A 17,881-nucleotide genomic window follows, 5' to 3' on the forward strand; every position below is an offset into this window, starting at 1 on the left:
GCACCCTTCCCGCATCCATTACGGATTAACGAATCGACTCCGATTCGCTTTTATATTTCATCACATGTTCCGTATCGTCAACCGCGTAATCGCTAAATGTCGAAATGACGCTGTTATATTCATCGAAATCGCTCACGCGGATTCCTTCCCGCAATTCCTGAATAATATGGTCGGGCAGCGAGCTTTCCATCGACTCGATGTCGAGTTGAAAAAAAGTACGAAGCACTTTCTCCCGATCCGGCGGGCCGTCGAACAAAGACAAATTTCCGGCTTTGTCCAAGCTGATATAACCGTTTTGCTTGCAGTCGTCCGACAAATCTTCAATATGCTCCACGAGCCAAACGGCGCCTTCCATATCCGTATGCCCGCTCCATTCCGGATGCTGCTGCAATAATCGGATAATTTCATCGGCTTGCATATAGCCTAACGAGGTCGTTTCTTGGCCGCAGACGTATTCTTTGCGCAAATAAACCTCACGCTCCTGCGGATCTTTGCTAAGCGCTTCAATCACGCCGGCCGTCGGCTTGCTGTCCGCCGTCACGAGCCGAATCGCGACGAATAGAACGACAATGAGCAAGATTCCGAGCGACCATACGGGACGTTTCACACGCCGCAGTCTTTTTTTGATCCGTTTTCGAATATTGAAGAACACCGCTATCCCCTTCTATCCTGAGTTTACCCTAGTTTACCCATCGGAAGCAGGATTTATACGGATTGGCATAGGAAAAAGCCCCGAATTTCGCACTTCGAGGCATGAAAGGAATAATCTTGCATTATCCGTTGATCCAAGGCAAATTGCGCGTTTTTTTCGATTTGTTCTGGCGGCTCGCTCCTGGCGATCCCGTCCGTTTGGCGGATGACGTACGTGCTTTTGCTTTGGACGGCTGACGGGACTCCGGCGATTTGGCCTTCTCCGTCGTCTGAACGGCAGCCGCTTCGACGCTCCCTTCCGCGGGGGCTTGCTCCGTCTCGCGGGTATGGCATCCGCAATCGCAAGGCTTCTTATGCGGCATGCCGTACGGAACCATGCCGTAAGCTCCAAGCGGCATCGGCGGCACGAACGAAGGCTGCATTTCATGGCCGTACGGCATCATATAGGGACTTGCGTACGGATAAGAATGAACGTAAGCCTCTTGTTCGCCCCCTAGCGTCCCTGCGCCATAAGGCTCCGCCATTTCATGATGATGGTGGTGATGCCCGTCTGGCGTCGGCATCCAATACTGATGCGTATACGCTTCCTTGCCTGCGTCCGGCGGACAGGGCGGCGCATACGGCGTTCCGAACTGATAGGTTTGCGGCTCGTAGAACGCCGGCATTTGATAGCCGGGAGAGCAAGATTCATATGCGGAGTATGGAATTTCCGGAGGCGCGGCTTCCATCATCGGGTACTGATACAATCCCGGATATTCCGTCATCTCATGTGTAAATGCTTCCGTGGCCGGCACATGGAACTGGGCAAATAAATCTTCCGACATCTCCATCTCCATTTCCATCGGTTCATAATACGTCGATTCCGGCATGACCGGCGCTGCGGGAACCGCGGGCTGCATCGGAACCGCCGGTACCGCTTGCGTAGGCTCCGCCGGTTTCGGTCCGGTCGGCTTCTTCCAACCCGACTTATCGTCGTCCGGCATGACGACATGACCTACCTTAGGTATGTTTACAACTTCCCCTACCAATAGTGCGTTCGGATTTTTAAGCTGCGGGTTGGCCTTGATCATATCCTGAAGCGGAACTCCCCATGCCTTGGACAGCTTCCACAACGTATCGCCTTGACTCACCGTATGTTTATGCATCGTTTCGTAATCAGGCAAGACCGGTTTCGCTACCGTCGGAATTTTGACCTTCATTCCGACGTTCAACTGATCCGGATTCGCAATATCCGGATTCGCTTCAATAATCTTTTCAAGAGACACGTTATACTTTTTTGACAATTCGTAGAGCGTATCTCCCTTTTTGACGATATGAATTTTCACGCGTCAGAACCTCCTACATTTTTTCTGTGCAAAAATAAAGGTACGTGCTTTATGTTCTGTGCAGGCATGATAAATGCCCGGAACCAATTAATACATACTATGCAGGAGGTGGGCTTTTGACATCCCCGAGTACAAAAAAATTCCTCCCAACCTTGCGAATGGTTGAGAGGAATCCATTATGGATCATATTATTCGAACACTTTGACGCCGTCCTGATCTACGATTTTGCGGAACTCTTCTAGAAGATGCAGCGTGACCGGTCCGGCTTGCCCTCCACCGATGATCCGGCCGTCCACTTCGCGCACCGCGATCACTTCGGCGGCCGTGCCGGTAAAGAATACTTCGTCGGCGACGTATACGTCATGAAGCGTGAACGGTTCTTCTTTCAACGCGTAGCCTAATTTGGCGCATAATTCAATTATCGCAAGCCGGGTGATGCCTTCCAACGCTCCGATATAGCAAGGCGGCGTATATACGGCCCCTTTTTTGACGATGAAAATATTGTCGCTCGACCCTTCCGCGACGTACCCTTGCGCGTTCAGCATAATCGCTTCGCCGACATCGGCCAAATTCGCCTGAATTTTCACCAGGATATTGTTCAAATAGTTGAGCGACTTGATCTTCGGGTTCAAGGCGTCGGGAATATTGCGTCGCTGTGAGACGGAAACCGTTCTCAAGCCGTTCTTGTACGCTTCCTCCGAGTAAATGGCGAGCTGCTCCACAATAATGAGAACGGTCGCTTTCGGGCAGCGGCGCGGATCGAGTCCGAGATTGCCCGCTCCGCGCGAAACGACGAGACGAATATAACCGTCGCGCATATCGTTCTTGCGTATCGTTTCCACAAGCGCTGCTTCCATCTCTTCATACGTTAACGGAATTTCCAACATAATCGATTTGGCGGAATCGTATAACCGGTCTAAATGTTCTTTGCATTTGAAAATATTGCCGTTATAAATCCGAATCCCTTCGAAAATACCGTCGCCGTACAAAAAACCGTGGTCGTACACCGATACTGTGGCCTCTTCTTTTGTTACAAATTGTCCGTTTAAGTAGATCCATTGTGACATATGATTGACACCTCCATATTATTTAACGAACTTCTATGATCATTTTGGTTGATCGTAAGAATAGCTCGGATAACAACCAAGGACGCGAACCTGCGAACCGATCGCCTCAATTTCCGCTATCGCGGCAGGCAGCAAAACGGAATCCATCGAAGCCTCAATATCGATATAAAAGAAATAATTGCCTAATTGCTTTTTGGTCGGCCGGGATTCGATACGCGTCAAGTTAAGGCGGCGCCATGCGAACGCCGATAAAATTTGATGAAGCGCTCCCGAATAATCTTGCGGCGGCGTGACGAGTATGCTCGTTTTCATGCGCCCCGGTTTCGGCAAAGCGATGTTGTCCGGACCGATCAGTACGAATCTCGTAAAGTTGTTTTGATGGTCGGTTACGTTTTCCTTCAAAATATCAAGACCGTGCGCCGCCGCTCCAAGTCTGGTTCCGATTGCCGCAACGCCTTGGCCCGGCCTTTCCTTCGCTTGCTTGACGCCTTCCGCGGTGCTGCCGACCTGCTCCAATTCGGCATGGGGCACGTAAGTGCGCAAAAATTGCGTACATTGCGCCATCGCCACAGGATGGGACAATATTTTTTTAATTTTACGGTAATCGATCGCCTCTTCGCCCGCTTCCCGTTTCCCGTCGCCGCCCAAAACGCGGAATTGCGATGCGTCGCCGATCAAATTTTGGACGGAGGGATATACCCATTCCGCCTGGATCGGAATGTCCACTTCATGGATCAGCCAATCCATATGAAGGCTGACCGAACCTTCAATCGTGTTCTCGATCGGAATGACGCTGTAATCCGTCTTGCCGGATGCCGTCGCGGCGAAAACGTCGGAAATCATTTTGTAATGCACGAATTCATGCTCTTCGTTCGCGAATAAATAAGCGACCGCCTCATGCGACACCGTGCCTTGCGGCAATAATGCGATGCGTTTCATACGCCCATTTCCCCTTTAACAAGCTCCATGAAAGACTGCTGCGCAGGCTCGGGCAGCACGACGGCTCCTTCCGCGTTCGGCTTCAGCCGGAGCGTGGCCGCGGTTATTCCTTCCCGTTGCAACGTATCCAATAAAAACTGTTCTAATTGTACCTTATGAACCCCTTGTCCATCAACCAATGCGAGCAGCGTAGGCCCCGCGCCGCTTAGCGCGACGCCTAGCGCGCCGTATTCCGTCGCATTCTCCAATATCGCCTTCATGCCTGGCACCAAGGCCGCCCGATACGGTTGATGCAGCTTGTCCTTCATCGCCTGGCGGATGAGCGGCAATTTGCCGCTCGCAAGCGCCGCGACCAATAACGACGAATGGCTTACATTGAACACGGCGTCCTGCATGGAGACGGATTGCGGCAGCACATGGCGCGCCTTTTCCGTTTCCAGATGAAATTCCGGAATCGCCGCCAGCACCTCCAAGGCGGGATGCGGTTCCAAACGAATATGTTCGGCGCGTTCCCCGTTCCATACGGTCACGACGATTCCGCCGAACAACGACGCTCCTACGTTGTCGGGATGCTTCTCCAAAGCGGTTGCCAATGTGAAAATGCGGTCCTGCGACAGCGGATTGCCGATTAGCGCATTCGCGCACACCATGCCGCCGATAATCGCCGCGGCGCTGCTTCCCAGTCCCCGCGCAAGCGGGATGTCGCTGTACATCGATATTTCCAGTTCAGGCACGGCAACGCCCGCTTCTGCAAACACCGTTTGCGCCACTTTATAAATTAAATTGGATTTATCGCACGGTATATCGTTCATTTCATCGCCGTATAAATGGATTTGCGTCTCCGAGGAAGGCTTCATTTCGATCCAAGCGAACAAATTGAGCGCCATGCCGAGCGTGTCGAATCCCGGTCCCAAGTTGGCCGTGCTGGCCGGAACTTTGACAGCCGCCCTCGGACGAATGTTAATCTGTTTCGTCATCGGCTCCACCTTTTAACCTTCGACGCGGTAGACGCTCTTCACTTTGCGAATGACGCCAAGCCGTTCGAAATGTTTCAATACTTTATCCATGCTCGCTTTGCTCGCGTCATGCGTAATGATAATGATTTCCGCGTCCGGATTGTCGGCGTTTGGCTGCTGCAATACGGATGCCAAGCTGACCTCGTACTCGGCGAATACTTGCGTAATTTGCGCGAGAACTCCCGCCTTGTCTTCAACGTGCAAAAGAAGAAAGTTTTTGCAGGCGATCTGCTCGTCGGATTTCAGTTTCTTCTCGTTATACGGCACCATCGTTTTTTGCCCGTTGACGCCGAGTTTTAAATTTTTCACCACCGCGACCAAATCGGCGACAACGGATGTTGCCGTCGGCAATTCGCCGGCTCCGGCTCCGTAGAACATCGTTTCTCCCACCGCTTCGCCATGAACGTAAACCGCGTTGAAGACCCCGTTGACGGAAGCGATCGGATGCGAAAATTTCACCATCGTCGGCTGCACGCTAATGCTGATATGCTCATCCTGCCGTTCGGCGATGCCGAGCAGTTTCACTTCGTAGCCGAGACGTTTCGCGTACATAATATCTTCTTTGGACACGCCGGAGATCCCCCGTACGTCGACATCTTCCAGCGCCACTTCCGTACGAAACCCGAGCGTCGCGAGAATCGCCATTTTGCGCGCGGCGTCGAGTCCCTCGACGTCGGAAGTCGGGTCTGCCTCCGCATATCCGAGCTGCTGCGCTTCTTTCAGCACATCCTCGTAAGAAGCCCCTTCTTGGCTCATTTTCGTTAATATATAGTTCGTCGTCCCATTCACAATCCCCATAATTTTCAAAATGCGATCGGAAGAGAAGCCTTCGATTAAGGTACGTATAATCGGAATGCCGCCGGCAACGCTAGCCTCGTACATCACGTCGCATTGATGCTGCTGGGCCTTCGCCAATATTTCCGGGCCGTGCAGCGCCATCAAATCTTTGTTGGCGGTGACGACATGTTTGCCGCGTTCCAAAGCTTCGAGTATATACGGCTTGGTCGAATCGACTCCGCCCATCACTTCGACGATGACATCGATTTCCGGATCGCGGATAATTTCCCAAGCGTCCTCCGTCAGCTTGCCCGGATCGATTGGAATATTACGAACTTTATTCGCATCTTTCACCAATATTTTTTCGATTTGAATGGGCGATCCGACTTGACTCCGCAAATCTTCCTGATGCCCTTGAACGATACGGACGACTCCCGTACCGACAGTGCCTAACCCCAACAACCCCACTTTGACCGGTTTCATATATGCTCCTCCTAAATGTTTGTAAGCGTGACGCTTGAAACAATATCATGCTCATTTGCTTTCGAAGTCCGCGTGATTCCGTGCTCAAGACTATCCTTGTCCGATGAGAGACACCTTCCTGACGCCTTCCTGCGCCCGGAACGCTTCCATCATCGCCTCCAGTTGCCCCGACATGAACGTCGTCTCCACCGTAATGACCACATTGGCCATACCTTGCAGCGGAATGGTCTGATTGATGGTGAGTACATTGCCGTCATGCGCCGCCACCAAACCAAGCACTTTCGACAGAACGCCCGATCGGTGCTCCAAATCGAGCGAAATCGTAACGATGCGTTCCCGCTGCATTTGATTGAGCGGAAATATCCCGTCTTTATATTTGTAGAACGCGCTGCGGCTTAACCCGACGCGCTCCACAGCCTCATGCACGGTGACCGCTTCGCCGCTTGCCAACATTTGCTTTACCTGAACGGTTTTCATTACCGCTTCGGGCAAAATGTCCTCCCGGACCAAATAATAGCGTTCCGCCATCGAACGTCCTCTCCCACTAGACCATTGTTTTCGTATAGTGGACATTATAGCGGAATCCGGGTAGAAGAGCAATAGTTGTTAACGGAAAAAACCATACCATATCGCGCGGGTGCAAAGCGTCGATATGATATGGCTCGGACTGTTGCGAAGAAAAAGCATCTGCGGTTTCTCAATAATAGTAGCTGCTGCCTTCGACGAATTCGAACTCGAAATCCGCGATGCGAATAATCGTTCCGTCTTTCGCTCCGCGCTGCCGCAGCGCTTCGTCCACTCCCATCTTGCGTAAAACGCGGGCAAATCTTAAGATCGCATCATGGGAATTGAGCTGCATCCGCTTCATCATGCGTTCGATGCTCTCGCTTTCCACGACAAAGATGTCGTTCTCGCGCCGAATCGTAAATTGCTGTTCGTCCTTTTTCTCGAAACGGTATACTTTGCGTTCCTCCACCTCGGCCACTTCTTCGATTTCCGGCGTATCCGGAATTTCGTCAAGGATTGCGGCAGCCCGGTACAGCAATTCCTGAATCCCTTGCCTTGTAAGCGACGAGATCGGCATAATGTCCAGATCCGGCCGCTCCTTCAACGCTTTGCGCGTAAATTCGGACAAGTTCTGTTCCGCTTCGGGCATATCCATCTTGTTCGCGGCCACGATTTGCGGGCGTTCCGCAAGCTTGGCGTTATATAGCTGGAGCTCCTGATTGATTTTGAGCCAATCTTCATACGGATCTCTGCCTTCCGATCCGGCCATATCCACGACATGAATAATGACGCGAGTCCGCTCCACATGACGCAGAAATTCATGGCCGAGGCCTACGCCTTCATGCGCTCCTTCGATCAGTCCCGGCAAATCGGCCATGACGAAGCTGCGGCCGTCTCCAACATCAACGACGCCCAAATTCGGCGTAATCGTCGTAAAATGATAGGCGCCGATTTTCGGTTTGGCAGCCGAAACGACCGACAGCAGCGTCGATTTGCCGACGCTCGGAAAACCTACCAAGCCTACGTCGGCCATCACTTTCAGTTCAAGAACGACCCAGCGTTCTTCTCCCTCTTCGCCGTTCTCGGCGATTTCCGGAGCCGGATTGTTCGGCGTCGCAAAGCGGATATTGCCGCGCCCGCCGCGCCCGCCGCGGGCTACGACGACTTGTTGGCCGTGCCGCGTCAAATCGGCGATCACTTCCTGCGTATCGTCATCGATCACGACGGTGCCGGGAGGTATGCGGACGATCATATTCTCCGCATTGGCGCCGTGCTGGCTTTTATTGCGCCCTTTCTCGCCTCGCTTCGCCTTGAAATGGCGTTGATAACGAAAATCCATCAGCGTGCGCAATCCTTCGTCCACCCTGAAAATAACGTCTCCGCCTTTTCCGCCGTCGCCTCCGGCGGGACCGCCTTCCGGCACATACTTTTCCCTGCGGAAGGATACGATCCCGTCGCCTCCGTCGCCGCCTTTGACATAAATTTTCGCTTTATCTACAAACATCGTTCCACCTCGTTACGTAACGCAAGGCACACTCCATTCGAACGAAGCCCGCCCGGAATCGGGTTGCTCCATCATCCCTGGTTTGCCCTGCACAATCGATTTCATTTTTTGGCGTACGTCATCTAATGCATCCAGGGGAACTTCCCCTTCCCATCGATAGGCAACGCGCAATTCTCCGGGGCGCTTCTGAAACATGACTTGAAGAACCCGTTCGTCGTCATACGTTTGCCGCGGAATGTACTGAAAAATTCGAACCGTATCTTGAATCGTTTGCGACAATGTTTCCGCATCGATCTCCATGCGCAAATCCGTCAAATCGATTTCCTCGTCGAGACGAACATCCAATTGCATGTCGGCGTTGCAAGTTCGAAACGAGTGAAAGTACAGCACGAGCGACGGGATTCCCAACTTCGAAATTTTGCTTTCCTGCGCCATCCGCTCTTTTATTTTTCCCACGCTCTGCAATAATTGATCATGTTTTTTCAATTGAATATATCCGTATACGATTTGCAGTTCGTTCATCCAATCATGGCGGTGATGATTCAACGTATGTATGGCCGTTTCATGAGCCGCAAGGAGCGACCGCTTCATTCGCTCCTCATATTCCTTGCGAACGGTTCGCACGCTGTACCACGCGATCGCTCCGATCCATACGGCGAACAATATCGCGGGCCACAGCGGCCGATCGTAAACGATGACGATCAGCAGAGGAATAACGGCTGATCCTGCTGCAATCATCCGCTTCGTTCTCCAAGATTTCATCCGTTTCCCACAATCCTCTTCCACAATTTCATATCTCGAACTTTCGATAACCATCATTGCGCGTATGTGTAAATAGTACACTAAATCTTCAACGAAAGACAACCGCCCGGAGGCAGGACGAAAAAAACAAGCCGAGGATCAGTTTGTTTGTCCTCGGCTTGTTTAATCAAAAGACCCGAAACGGGTTTGTCGCTTCAAAAACGATTACGCTTCTACCGTCGCCGCTACAGGAGCGGATTCAACCGGGTAGACGCTCACTTTTTTGCGATCGCGGCCCCAACGTTCGAATTTAACGACACCTTCCACTTTCGCAAAAAGCGTATCGTCTTTACCGATTCCTACGTTGTTGCCAGGGTGAATTTTCGTGCCGCGTTGACGCACCAAGATGCTGCCCGCGGATACGGTTTGACCGTCAGCGCGTTTCACGCCAAGGCGTTTCGCGATGCTGTCGCGTCCGTTCTTCGTGGAACCTACACCTTTTTTCGATGCGAATAATTGAAGATTCAACTTTAACATGTTGTCTACCTCCTTCTTACAAGAATTGTTCATGTATTTCAATATACTTTCCGTATGACGTCTCGATAGATTGCAGCATAACCACCATAGACTCAAGCAGCAATTGAACTTGCGCGAATGTTTCCGGCTCGATCGCAGCCTTGATGCGTCCGCTCAGAAATCCGTTTTTCATTTCGCTCTCCAGAACGACGCCGGTTAACGCTTCAATCGAATTCACCGTGCCGACCGTGACGGCGGATACGCCCGCACAGACGATATCCTGCCCCCGTTTCGCATAGTTCGCATGCCCGTCCACAGAGAAGCTAACGATCGATCGATCATCCCGCTTGCGCGCAATTTGAATGCGAATCATGCCGCACCTCTTACGCCTGGATTTTCTCGATCACAACTTTCGTGTACGGTTGACGGTGACCTTGCTTTTTGTGATAGTTTTTCTTCGGCTTATATTTGAAAACCGTAACTTTTTGTCCTTTGCCGTGCTTCTCCACTTTCGCGGAAACGGATGCGCCGGATACGACTGGCGTGCCTGTTACGAAACCGTCGCCTTTGGATACGCCCAATACGCGGTCGAAAGTAACGCTCTCGCCTTCGCCTGCATTCAGTTTTTCAATATACAATACATCGCCTTCTTGCACTTTGTATTGTTTGCCGCCTGTTTCAATAATTGCGTACATTTGTTGCACCTCCTCATGTCCAAGACTCGCCTGATTCAGGTGATGGGTTCGATGGCATACGCGCATCATCGTCCATGCTTCGTTACCCGATCGGTGCGGTTACAGCATGTGCAGCAACGGATACTTCACACATACTTACCTATATTAGCATGTTTTAGCCGGAGATTCAAGAACCATTATTTTTTTGATTCTCTTTTATTTCAATCAAATGCACTTCAATACGCTCCAAAGTTTTTTTGAGCCCCGTCCAATAGCGAACGATTTTTCTAATGAGGAAAAAAAGTAAAATGAAGAGTACAGCAAAAATTATAAGGTTCGAACTTGGTATAAAACTCATCATTACACCTCCAAAAAACAATGAAAGCATGGTCCGCAACCATAGTATATCATTTTTCATCGACTTTAGAGTTGTAAAAAACTTTTTGGCTTCTATCGTATTCTACGTATTGATTCGGCCGGTTCCCCGGCAAGCCGCGCACGGCTCGTACAGAACATGATCGCGCACTTTTTTGCGGGTCATTTCGAGCAAGCCGAGTCTTGTCCAACCGACGACCAAGCATTTGGTGCGGTCCTTCTTCAACAATTGCTCCAGTCTGTCGATAATGTACTGCCTGTGCTCTTCTTGTTCCATATCGATGAAATCGACGATGATGATGCCGCCGATATCCCGCAGCCGCACCAGTCTCGCGATTTCCTCCGCCGCCTCCACATTCGCCGCAAACACGGTATCTTCAAGGTCGTGATTGCCGATATATTTGCCGGTATTGACATCGATAACCGTGAGCGCTTCCGTATGGTCCAGAACGAGATACGCGCCGTTATCGAGCCAAATTTTGCGCTGGAACGCCCGGTCGAGCTGTTCCTGTATACGGAAATGTTGAAATATCGGCTCCGCCTCCTTGTAGTAACGAATTCGCGGAACGAGCAGCGGCTCCATATTCCGCAGCAGCGAAACGATTTGCCCGTATATTTCCTTATCGTCGACGAACAACTCTTCCGTTTGAGGCGTAAAAATATCGCGCACTAGCCGCTCCACCATGCTTAGGTCGTGATGAATCTCCAGCGGAGCGGGGCTTGTCTCCGCGCGCTGCTCGATCCGCCGCCATTGCTCGCGCAAATGCGCGAGATCGTCCGCGACCGCATCCCGGCTCGCTCCTTCCGCTACGGTGCGCATGATCAGTCCTTCGCCCGGCTGCCGCAGATGGTCTCCTATTACCTTTAACCTGCCGCGCTCCGTTTCATTCTCGATTTTTTTGGAGACACCGACATAATCCGCATGCGGCATATACACGATCGTGCGGCCGGGCAACGAATAATGCGTCGTCACGCGCGCTCCTTTGCCGCCAAACGGCTCCTTCATCACTTGCACGACCAATTCTTGGCCAACGTCAAGCAAGCTGTCGATCGAAGGTTTCTCCTTCGGCTGCTTTTCCAAATGCGGATGCAATACATCATCAACATATAAAAAGGCGTTTTTCTTCAAGCCGATATCTACAAATGCCGCTTGCATACCAGGCAGCACATTGACGACACGGCCCTTATAAAAACCGCCGACCAATTGCTTTCCTTGAACGCGTTCCACCGCGAATTCGACCAATCGCCCGTCTTCCAACAACGCCATTTGCGTCTTATCCCGTTCGCAGTGAACAACCATTTGCTGCACGGTCTCACCCCAGTCCCAAGCGTAAATTCATAACAGATTAGATTTCCTTTGCAAAATAGGAGTCGATCAAGCGCTGTTCCGGCAAGACCGCAACGATTTTCCCATGACCGTTCATCACGTACACGACATGATACTTCCCCCTCATAAATAGACGCAATACATCCTGCAAAGGTTGCGCTGCATGGACAACAATCGGCACCGCGGCCACGCCGCGCCTAATTTGGGCCGAAGCGAGACGCTCGCGGCCCACCATAAAACGGACGAACCGGTAAGGGATGTTGCGGTAGTCATACCAGTTCGAATACAGCAAAAATAAGCCGATCACCAACAAATTCAACTCGATCTCTCCGTGGCGAAATAAAGGCAAAACCGCATATCCCACAATCAGCCCGCTAAACGCCACGCTCAACCGAAAACTCCATATCATCGTCCGATGATACGGAAACCATAAGCTGAACAGCGAATGAACGATTCGCCCTCCGTCGAGCGGCAATACGGGCAACAAATTGAATAGCGCGATGACCGCGTTCGCCTTGATGAAATAGCTCGTCCACTCGGCATCCCACCAACCAAGGCGGAATGCGGCCCAGCCGACGATGATCATAAGGGCGTTCTGCAAAGGGCCGGCGATGGCGATTGCAATTTCCTCCCAAGCCGAGCCTCGTCCCGATTCGTCCATCACCGCCACGCCGCCGAAAGGCAGCAGCTTGATTTCTTTCACTTCCCATCCGAAGCTTCTGGCCGCCGCCGCGTGACCCAATTCATGAACGAGCACGATCGCGAATAATGTAATCATTTCAATGAAATGACCGGTGAAAATGGAAGCCAGCATGACCATGATAAACAGAGGATGCAGCGAAAACTCGATACCGCCCCATTTAATCAAATGCGATCACATCCGCAGGGTCCACGTAACGCCCGTCCTTTTTCAGGGCAAAATACAACATGGGCGCGGCGCCGCTCGCCTCCCTCGATTCGGACAGCGTCCCGATTTCATGGCCGGCCTGCACCCAGTCGTTTACCTTGACTTCGGCCTCGCCCAGCCTTCCGTACACCGACAAATATTGACCCGCATGCTGAATCGCAACCGTCAATCCAAGCTCCGGATCGCGGGAAACTTGAACGACGCGGCCGGTATCGACGGCTTTCACGGAATAATCATGGTTGGAAGAGGATGAGGCGATTTCGATTCCTTTCAACGTCATCGCAAACGATTGAACGACAGATCCGTCGAGCGGGACGACAAACGCTACCGTCGAATTCGCTTTCTCCGCCCGATTGTCCGTCGTTTGAAATATCGGAATAAACGAAGGCGCTCCGCCGAACGTTTGCTCATACCATGCGGCAATCGCCTGGAAATTCATCTCTTCGGTCAGAGCTTGGGCGATAAACGACTTGGCGGGCCCGGCCCAAGGCTTCTGCACTTGAAACAAGCCCCACACCGCGGCAAAGAGCAACGCGCAAACGGCCAATTTGACGCCAAACGAGCGGATGGCCGAAGAACCGTTCCTTTCGGGCGTTTCCGGGTCCTCGCCGCCTCCCGCCGCCGGCGGGCTGTTCCATAGCTGGTTGCGCTGCTGCTTCCACACTTGTTCCGGATCCGGTTCGGGCGCATTCGAAAGCGGCAATTCGGATATCGGCCGATGCGCCGAATTCGAACGCGGCGGGAAAGTTTTCTCTTCCTGCCTTTCCGGCTGCGATTCCAATAAACTTCGAATTTTGCGCTGACGGCGTTCCCGGACATTGTCTTTAATGTGCATAAGGACGTTCCCCTTCTACTCTTTTTCCTGTTTGTACATAATTATGACAAGCCCGGCCTGTTTATGAACGCGAAGCGCAAGCAAAAAGCCGGCGCGAATGCGCGCCGGCTTAATCGTTTAGTTCGTATTTGACTTGATGAATTTTAATGCTGAGTACGATTCCGATACAGATCATATTGAGCATTAACGAAGTTCCGCCGTAACTGACGAAAGGCAGCGTAATGCCCGTAATCGGCATTAACCCGATCATCATCCCGATATTTTCGAAGATTTGGAACACGAACATCGAGACGATACCGATAATAATATACGAGCCTCGCCTGTCGTTGCACTGAAAGGCGATCAAAATCATCCTGTATATAAGCAAAAAATAAAGCAGCAGCAAAATGGAAGCGCCTTGGAATCCGAACTCTTCGCCGATGACGACGAAGATGGAGTCCGAATACGGGTACGGGATAAATTTTTTGCTTTTCATTTGGCCTTTCATATATCCGTCCCCGGACAAGCCGCCCGAACCGATCGCGATCATCGCATTTTCGGATTGATGCTTCTCGTCGACGGTCGCGCTCTCCGGATTAATGAACGTATTAATCCGTTGATACCAATGCACTTTATTTTTGCTGTCCAAATAATCTTTAATTTCCGAATTAAAGGTATTAAACAGAAAGATAAACAGCACCATGCCGGCGATAATGACCGCAAGACCGATGAGCACATGGGTATATTTCACGTTGCCGATCCAGAACATGCCGAGCAAGATGAAAACATAAATAATGGCGTTTCCGAGATCCGGCTGCACGAGCACGAGCACAAACGGGACGAAAACGAGCACCCCGATCGGAATGACGTCCCGGCGGAAGCGAAGCGGGTCCCCGTCGCGCCTGCCCATCAAATAAGCGACAGCGATTATAATCGCAATCTTCATCATTTCCGCAGGCTGGAATTGGAGCAATCCGCCAGGCAGTACGAACCAGCCGATCGCTCCGTTCACCTTCGAGCCGAAAAAAAAGACCAGTACGAGGAGCGCGATCCCGAACCCGAATAAGAAAAGCCATCCTTTCAGAAAAATCCGGTAATCGAACATCGTTAAGGCAAAAATGATGACAAACCCGACGCCGTAAAACAAAAGCGTCTTGATGTCGTAATTCGGAAATTTCGGATCGTCAAACGTCGCGCTGCGAACGACGACGAAACTGATAAACATAAATACGATCAGTAATAATATAATGCTCCAATCTATTTTTTTCAGCTTGTTCAGCACTTGCATCAACCCATTCCAAAAAACTTCTTCATCCGGTGGAGCATCCCCGATTTCTGATCAAGCTGCATAAGCGGAACCGTATCGCCCAAAATGCGGCGGGCGATATTCCGGTAGGCGATCGCCGCGCGGGAATCCGGATTCATTACGGTTGGCTCGCCGGAATTCGCGGCTTTGATCACCATCTCGTCGTCCGGCACAATGCCGATCAAGTCGATGGCCAGCACTTGCAATATCTCGTCGATGTCAAGCATATCGCCCGATTTGACCATATTGGAGCGAATCCGGTTGACGACGAGTTTCGGCGCTCCGATATGGGAGTTTTCCAACAAGCCGATGATCCGGTCGGCGTCGCGCACGGCGGCATTCTCCGGCGTCGTGACGACGATAGCGCGATCGGCTCCGGCGATCGCATTTTTGAACCCTTGCTCAATGCCTGCCGGGCAATCGATAATAACGTATTCGAATTCTTTCTTCAATTCCAGTACGATATCTTTCACCTGTTCCGGGGAAATGGCGTTCTTATCTTTCGTTTGCGCGGCGGGCAGCATATAAAGCTCCTCGAAACGCTTATCTTTTACGAGCGCCTGCTGCAGACGGCAGCGGCCGTCCGCCACGTCGCACAGATCGTAAATAATTCGATTTTCCAATCCCATCACGACATCCAAGTTTCGCAGTCCGATATCGGTATCGACCATGCATACTTTCTTTTCAAGCAACGCCAGAGCGGTGCCCAAATTCGCGGATGTCGTCGTTTTTCCCACTCCGCCTTTGCCTGAAGTGATGACTATTGCCTCTCCCATTCGTTCTACACCCCTTTAAAAAGTTGGCTATTGCGACGCAAGCGAGTGATATTCGTAAGTTTGTCGATTTCCATAGCCCCGTCTTTCAAATAAGCGAACTCCATATTCGAGTCGGCGTCGCCCCACTCGTCCGGCGGGCGGCTGATCACGTCGGCAATTCGAAGCTGTGTCGGCGTTAATTGGGAAGCGGCGATAATCGCGTCTTCGTTGCCGTTATACCCGGCATGCGCCATTCCCCGGAGCTTTCCCATAATATAAATGTCGCCCGTACATGTAACGGTTCCCCCCGGATTGACATCGCCGAGAAACAGCAAATGGCCGTCATGATGCATAACTTGTCCGGATCGGACCATTCCCGTCATAATTGTAATACGGTCCCCGGAATCCTCCGCGGGCGCGGCCGCGTCCGACTCGACCGAACGGATCAACAAATTCCCTTTTTGCTTCAAAATATTTATGATCTCTTCACGCTGGTTCTCGGACATTTCACGCGAACCGCATTTCACATCGACATGCATAATCGGCCCGGTTAATATATTTTGATGCGAATGTTCCAGTTTATATTTCAGTTCTTCCAACAATTCGGAAAACTCGCATTGATCGTCCAACAGGAACACCAGGCCGTCTTTGATTCCTTTAATCGTGACGCGATGCTTTGTCCTCATAAACGGCTGTCCCTCCTATCTATTCAATTCGTGCTGACACCGCAAAGTTCCTGCATGCCCGAGAAAATCCGTATGTAGGAAGCGCGTTCGGAGCAGCCGCGGGACTTCACTATTGTTCTTCTTCTTCCGGTTTTTTGCGATCCCCGTCCAAAGCGCGGCGCACAGGAACGTATACGATGAGCGCAAATAAAAGCTGAAGGAACAGACTTGGTATAATATGATGGAGCAGCGCCCAATCATACGGCTGGTGTGTAACGCGAAATAGCGTATAAACGGCGAATACGGCCGTGTCGAACAAACAATTGCCAAGCAAGACGATAAACATCATCCAGCCGAACATAATCCGTTTGCCGCCTGTCAACCGCCCGATCAAATAAGCCGAAATTCCCATGCTGAAAGAATAAACTCCAATCATGTGCCCGTAATAAACGATATCGTGCAATAATCCGAAAATAAGTCCTAAACCGAGTCCAACGTACCGATGCCTGTATACCGCATAAAACAATATAACCGTGAAAACGAAATGAGGAACGATTCTCGTCTGCCATGCGTCGGGGATGATCCACGGCATGACCGTTCCTTCGATCAAAAAGAGTACGATTAACAGAAGGACCAACCATTTGCGCTGCATCGCCGTTACTCCTCTATTTCCGGCACGACGACGAATAATTCCTTCCAATTGCCGAACGTGGCCGCGGGTTTGATCGTTGCCGTATGCGTCAAGCCGAAATCGCCAACCTGGCGCGAAATAACCTCGCCGATAATCATCCCGCGCGGGAAAGCTTCTCCCAGACCGGAAGATACGACGATATCGCCTTTGTCGAGCTTATCCTTCTCCGCGATTTTGGTCATTAGAAATGTGCCGGTTTCTTCATCGTAGCTTTCCACCATTCCGAACGACTCGTTCTCCTTGCCGATGACCGTGGCGGCGATCGCATTCGAATTCGGGTTGCGCTCGTCCAAATCGGTAAGAAGCTTGACGGTTGACGAGAACGGGCTCACCTGGCTGACCGTTCCGACGAGTCCCTCGACGGAAATGACCGCCATATTGTTCTTCACCCCGTTCTTCTCCCCGATATTAATCGTAATCGTCCGATTCAGCGGATCCGGACTCGCGCTGACGACTTGGGCGATTTTATACTCGTATTTGTACATTTTCTTCTGGTTTTCGGTAAAATTGAGCTCGTTTTGCAGCCGTTCGTTTTCCGCTTCGATAAAATTGTATTTCGCTTTATCGCGGATATAATGAGAGACCGCGATTTTCAGCTGTTCATTCTCCTCGTATACCTCACGCATATTGGCGATATCTTCAAACAAGCCCGCTATAAAGCCAGCGGGCTTGTAAAAAATGTTCTGCGCAAACGCTACCGTATCGTTAATAAACTTCTCGGGCCATGACAATTGGTTTCTCTTGCCAAGCGTAAAACCCATAAGAGCGATAAATAAGATTAGCCCCAACAACAAAATGAATAAACGTTTATTCCCCAGTAGCTTAAACAGTTTAAACACCT

General features: G+C 51.2%; 20 protein-coding genes. All 20 read right to left on the reverse strand.

Annotated features, from left to right (window positions below; genetic code table 11):
- Nucleotides 1-25: 25 nt before the first annotated feature.
- Nucleotides 26-652 carry a BofC C-terminal domain-containing protein gene (locus tag LQ229_RS07860; protein ID WP_230191373.1) on the reverse strand — a complete coding sequence of 209 codons (627 nt, stop codon included), beginning with the start codon at nt 650-652 and terminating at the stop codon, nt 26-28.
- Between the two features lie 121 nt (nt 653-773).
- A complete protein-coding gene (locus LQ229_RS27270) occupies nt 774-1,976 on the reverse strand; it encodes a LysM peptidoglycan-binding domain-containing protein (protein ID WP_216538385.1) in 1,203 nt (400 codons plus the stop codon).
- Between the two features lie 188 nt (nt 1,977-2,164).
- A complete protein-coding gene (gene ilvE / locus LQ229_RS07870; RefSeq protein ID WP_216538386.1) occupies nt 2,165-3,043 on the reverse strand; it encodes a branched-chain-amino-acid transaminase in 879 nt (292 codons plus the stop codon).
- 39 nt (nt 3,044-3,082) lie between these two features.
- Nucleotides 3,083-3,982, reverse strand: coding sequence for a prephenate dehydratase (pheA, locus tag LQ229_RS07875; protein WP_216541371.1), 900 nt, complete (start codon nt 3,980-3,982; stop codon nt 3,083-3,085).
- The gene (gene thrB, locus LQ229_RS07880) at nt 3,979-4,959 is read right to left on the reverse strand and encodes a homoserine kinase (RefSeq protein WP_216541372.1); all 981 of its coding nucleotides are present in this window, start codon (nt 4,957-4,959) and stop codon (nt 3,979-3,981) included. The genes pheA and thrB overlap by 4 nt, the downstream gene beginning before the upstream one ends.
- A gap of 12 nt (nt 4,960-4,971) precedes the next feature.
- Nucleotides 4,972-6,258 (reverse strand): homoserine dehydrogenase, encoded by a 1,287-nt coding sequence (locus LQ229_RS07885; protein WP_230191374.1) that lies wholly within the window; start codon nt 6,256-6,258, stop codon nt 4,972-4,974.
- 90 nt (nt 6,259-6,348) lie between these two features.
- Complete coding sequence (locus LQ229_RS07890) at nt 6,349-6,786, reverse strand: ACT domain-containing protein (RefSeq protein ID WP_216541374.1); 438 nt, start codon at nt 6,784-6,786, stop codon at nt 6,349-6,351.
- A 169-nt stretch (nt 6,787-6,955) separates the two neighbouring features.
- On the reverse strand, nt 6,956-8,269 hold the full coding sequence (gene obgE / locus LQ229_RS07895; RefSeq protein ID WP_230191375.1) for a GTPase ObgE: 1,314 nt from the start codon (nt 8,267-8,269) through the stop codon (nt 6,956-6,958).
- 12 nt (nt 8,270-8,281) lie between these two features.
- On the reverse strand, nt 8,282-9,007 hold the full coding sequence (locus tag LQ229_RS07900; RefSeq protein WP_230191376.1) for a Spo0B domain-containing protein: 726 nt from the start codon (nt 9,005-9,007) through the stop codon (nt 8,282-8,284).
- 228 nt (nt 9,008-9,235) lie between these two features.
- Nucleotides 9,236-9,547 carry a 50S ribosomal protein L27 gene (gene rpmA / locus LQ229_RS07905; RefSeq protein ID WP_216541377.1) on the reverse strand — a complete coding sequence of 104 codons (312 nt, stop codon included), beginning with the start codon at nt 9,545-9,547 and terminating at the stop codon, nt 9,236-9,238.
- 16 nt (nt 9,548-9,563) lie between these two features.
- A complete protein-coding gene (locus tag LQ229_RS07910) occupies nt 9,564-9,899 on the reverse strand; it encodes a ribosomal-processing cysteine protease Prp (RefSeq protein ID WP_230191377.1) in 336 nt (111 codons plus the stop codon).
- Nucleotides 9,900-9,909: 10 nt separating this feature from the next.
- Nucleotides 9,910-10,221: a 50S ribosomal protein L21 gene (rplU, locus tag LQ229_RS07915; RefSeq protein WP_216541379.1), complete on the reverse strand. Its 312-nt coding sequence runs from the start codon at nt 10,219-10,221 to the stop codon at nt 9,910-9,912.
- A 439-nt stretch (nt 10,222-10,660) separates the two neighbouring features.
- Nucleotides 10,661-11,884, reverse strand: coding sequence for an Rne/Rng family ribonuclease (locus LQ229_RS07920; protein ID WP_230191378.1), 1,224 nt, complete (start codon nt 11,882-11,884; stop codon nt 10,661-10,663).
- 37 nt (nt 11,885-11,921) lie between these two features.
- Entirely contained in the window at nt 11,922-12,770 is an 849-nt protein-coding gene (locus LQ229_RS07925; protein WP_216540422.1) for a M50 family metallopeptidase, read from the reverse strand.
- A complete protein-coding gene (locus LQ229_RS07930; RefSeq protein WP_216540423.1) occupies nt 12,763-13,644 on the reverse strand; it encodes a M23 family metallopeptidase in 882 nt (293 codons plus the stop codon). The genes LQ229_RS07925 and LQ229_RS07930 overlap by 8 nt, the downstream gene beginning before the upstream one ends.
- Before the next feature lie 109 nt (nt 13,645-13,753).
- Nucleotides 13,754-14,905 carry an FtsW/RodA/SpoVE family cell cycle protein gene (locus LQ229_RS07935; RefSeq protein ID WP_216540465.1) on the reverse strand — a complete coding sequence of 384 codons (1,152 nt, stop codon included), beginning with the start codon at nt 14,903-14,905 and terminating at the stop codon, nt 13,754-13,756.
- A 5-nt stretch (nt 14,906-14,910) separates the two neighbouring features.
- Nucleotides 14,911-15,705, reverse strand: coding sequence for a septum site-determining protein MinD (gene minD, locus LQ229_RS07940; RefSeq protein WP_216540424.1), 795 nt, complete (start codon nt 15,703-15,705; stop codon nt 14,911-14,913).
- 5 nt (nt 15,706-15,710) lie between these two features.
- Entirely contained in the window at nt 15,711-16,370 is a 660-nt protein-coding gene (minC, locus tag LQ229_RS07945) for a septum site-determining protein MinC (RefSeq protein ID WP_216540425.1), read from the reverse strand.
- Between the two features lie 109 nt (nt 16,371-16,479).
- Nucleotides 16,480-17,001 (reverse strand): rod shape-determining protein MreD, encoded by a 522-nt coding sequence (mreD, locus tag LQ229_RS07950; protein ID WP_230191379.1) that lies wholly within the window; start codon nt 16,999-17,001, stop codon nt 16,480-16,482.
- A gap of 5 nt (nt 17,002-17,006) precedes the next feature.
- A complete protein-coding gene (gene mreC / locus LQ229_RS07955; protein WP_230191380.1) occupies nt 17,007-17,879 on the reverse strand; it encodes a rod shape-determining protein MreC in 873 nt (290 codons plus the stop codon).
- Nucleotides 17,880-17,881: the final 2 nt, after the last annotated feature.

It is taken from the genome of Paenibacillus sp. CECT 9249 (assembly GCF_918697855.1).
Lineage (GTDB): Bacteria > Bacillota > Bacilli > Paenibacillales > Paenibacillaceae > MSJ-34.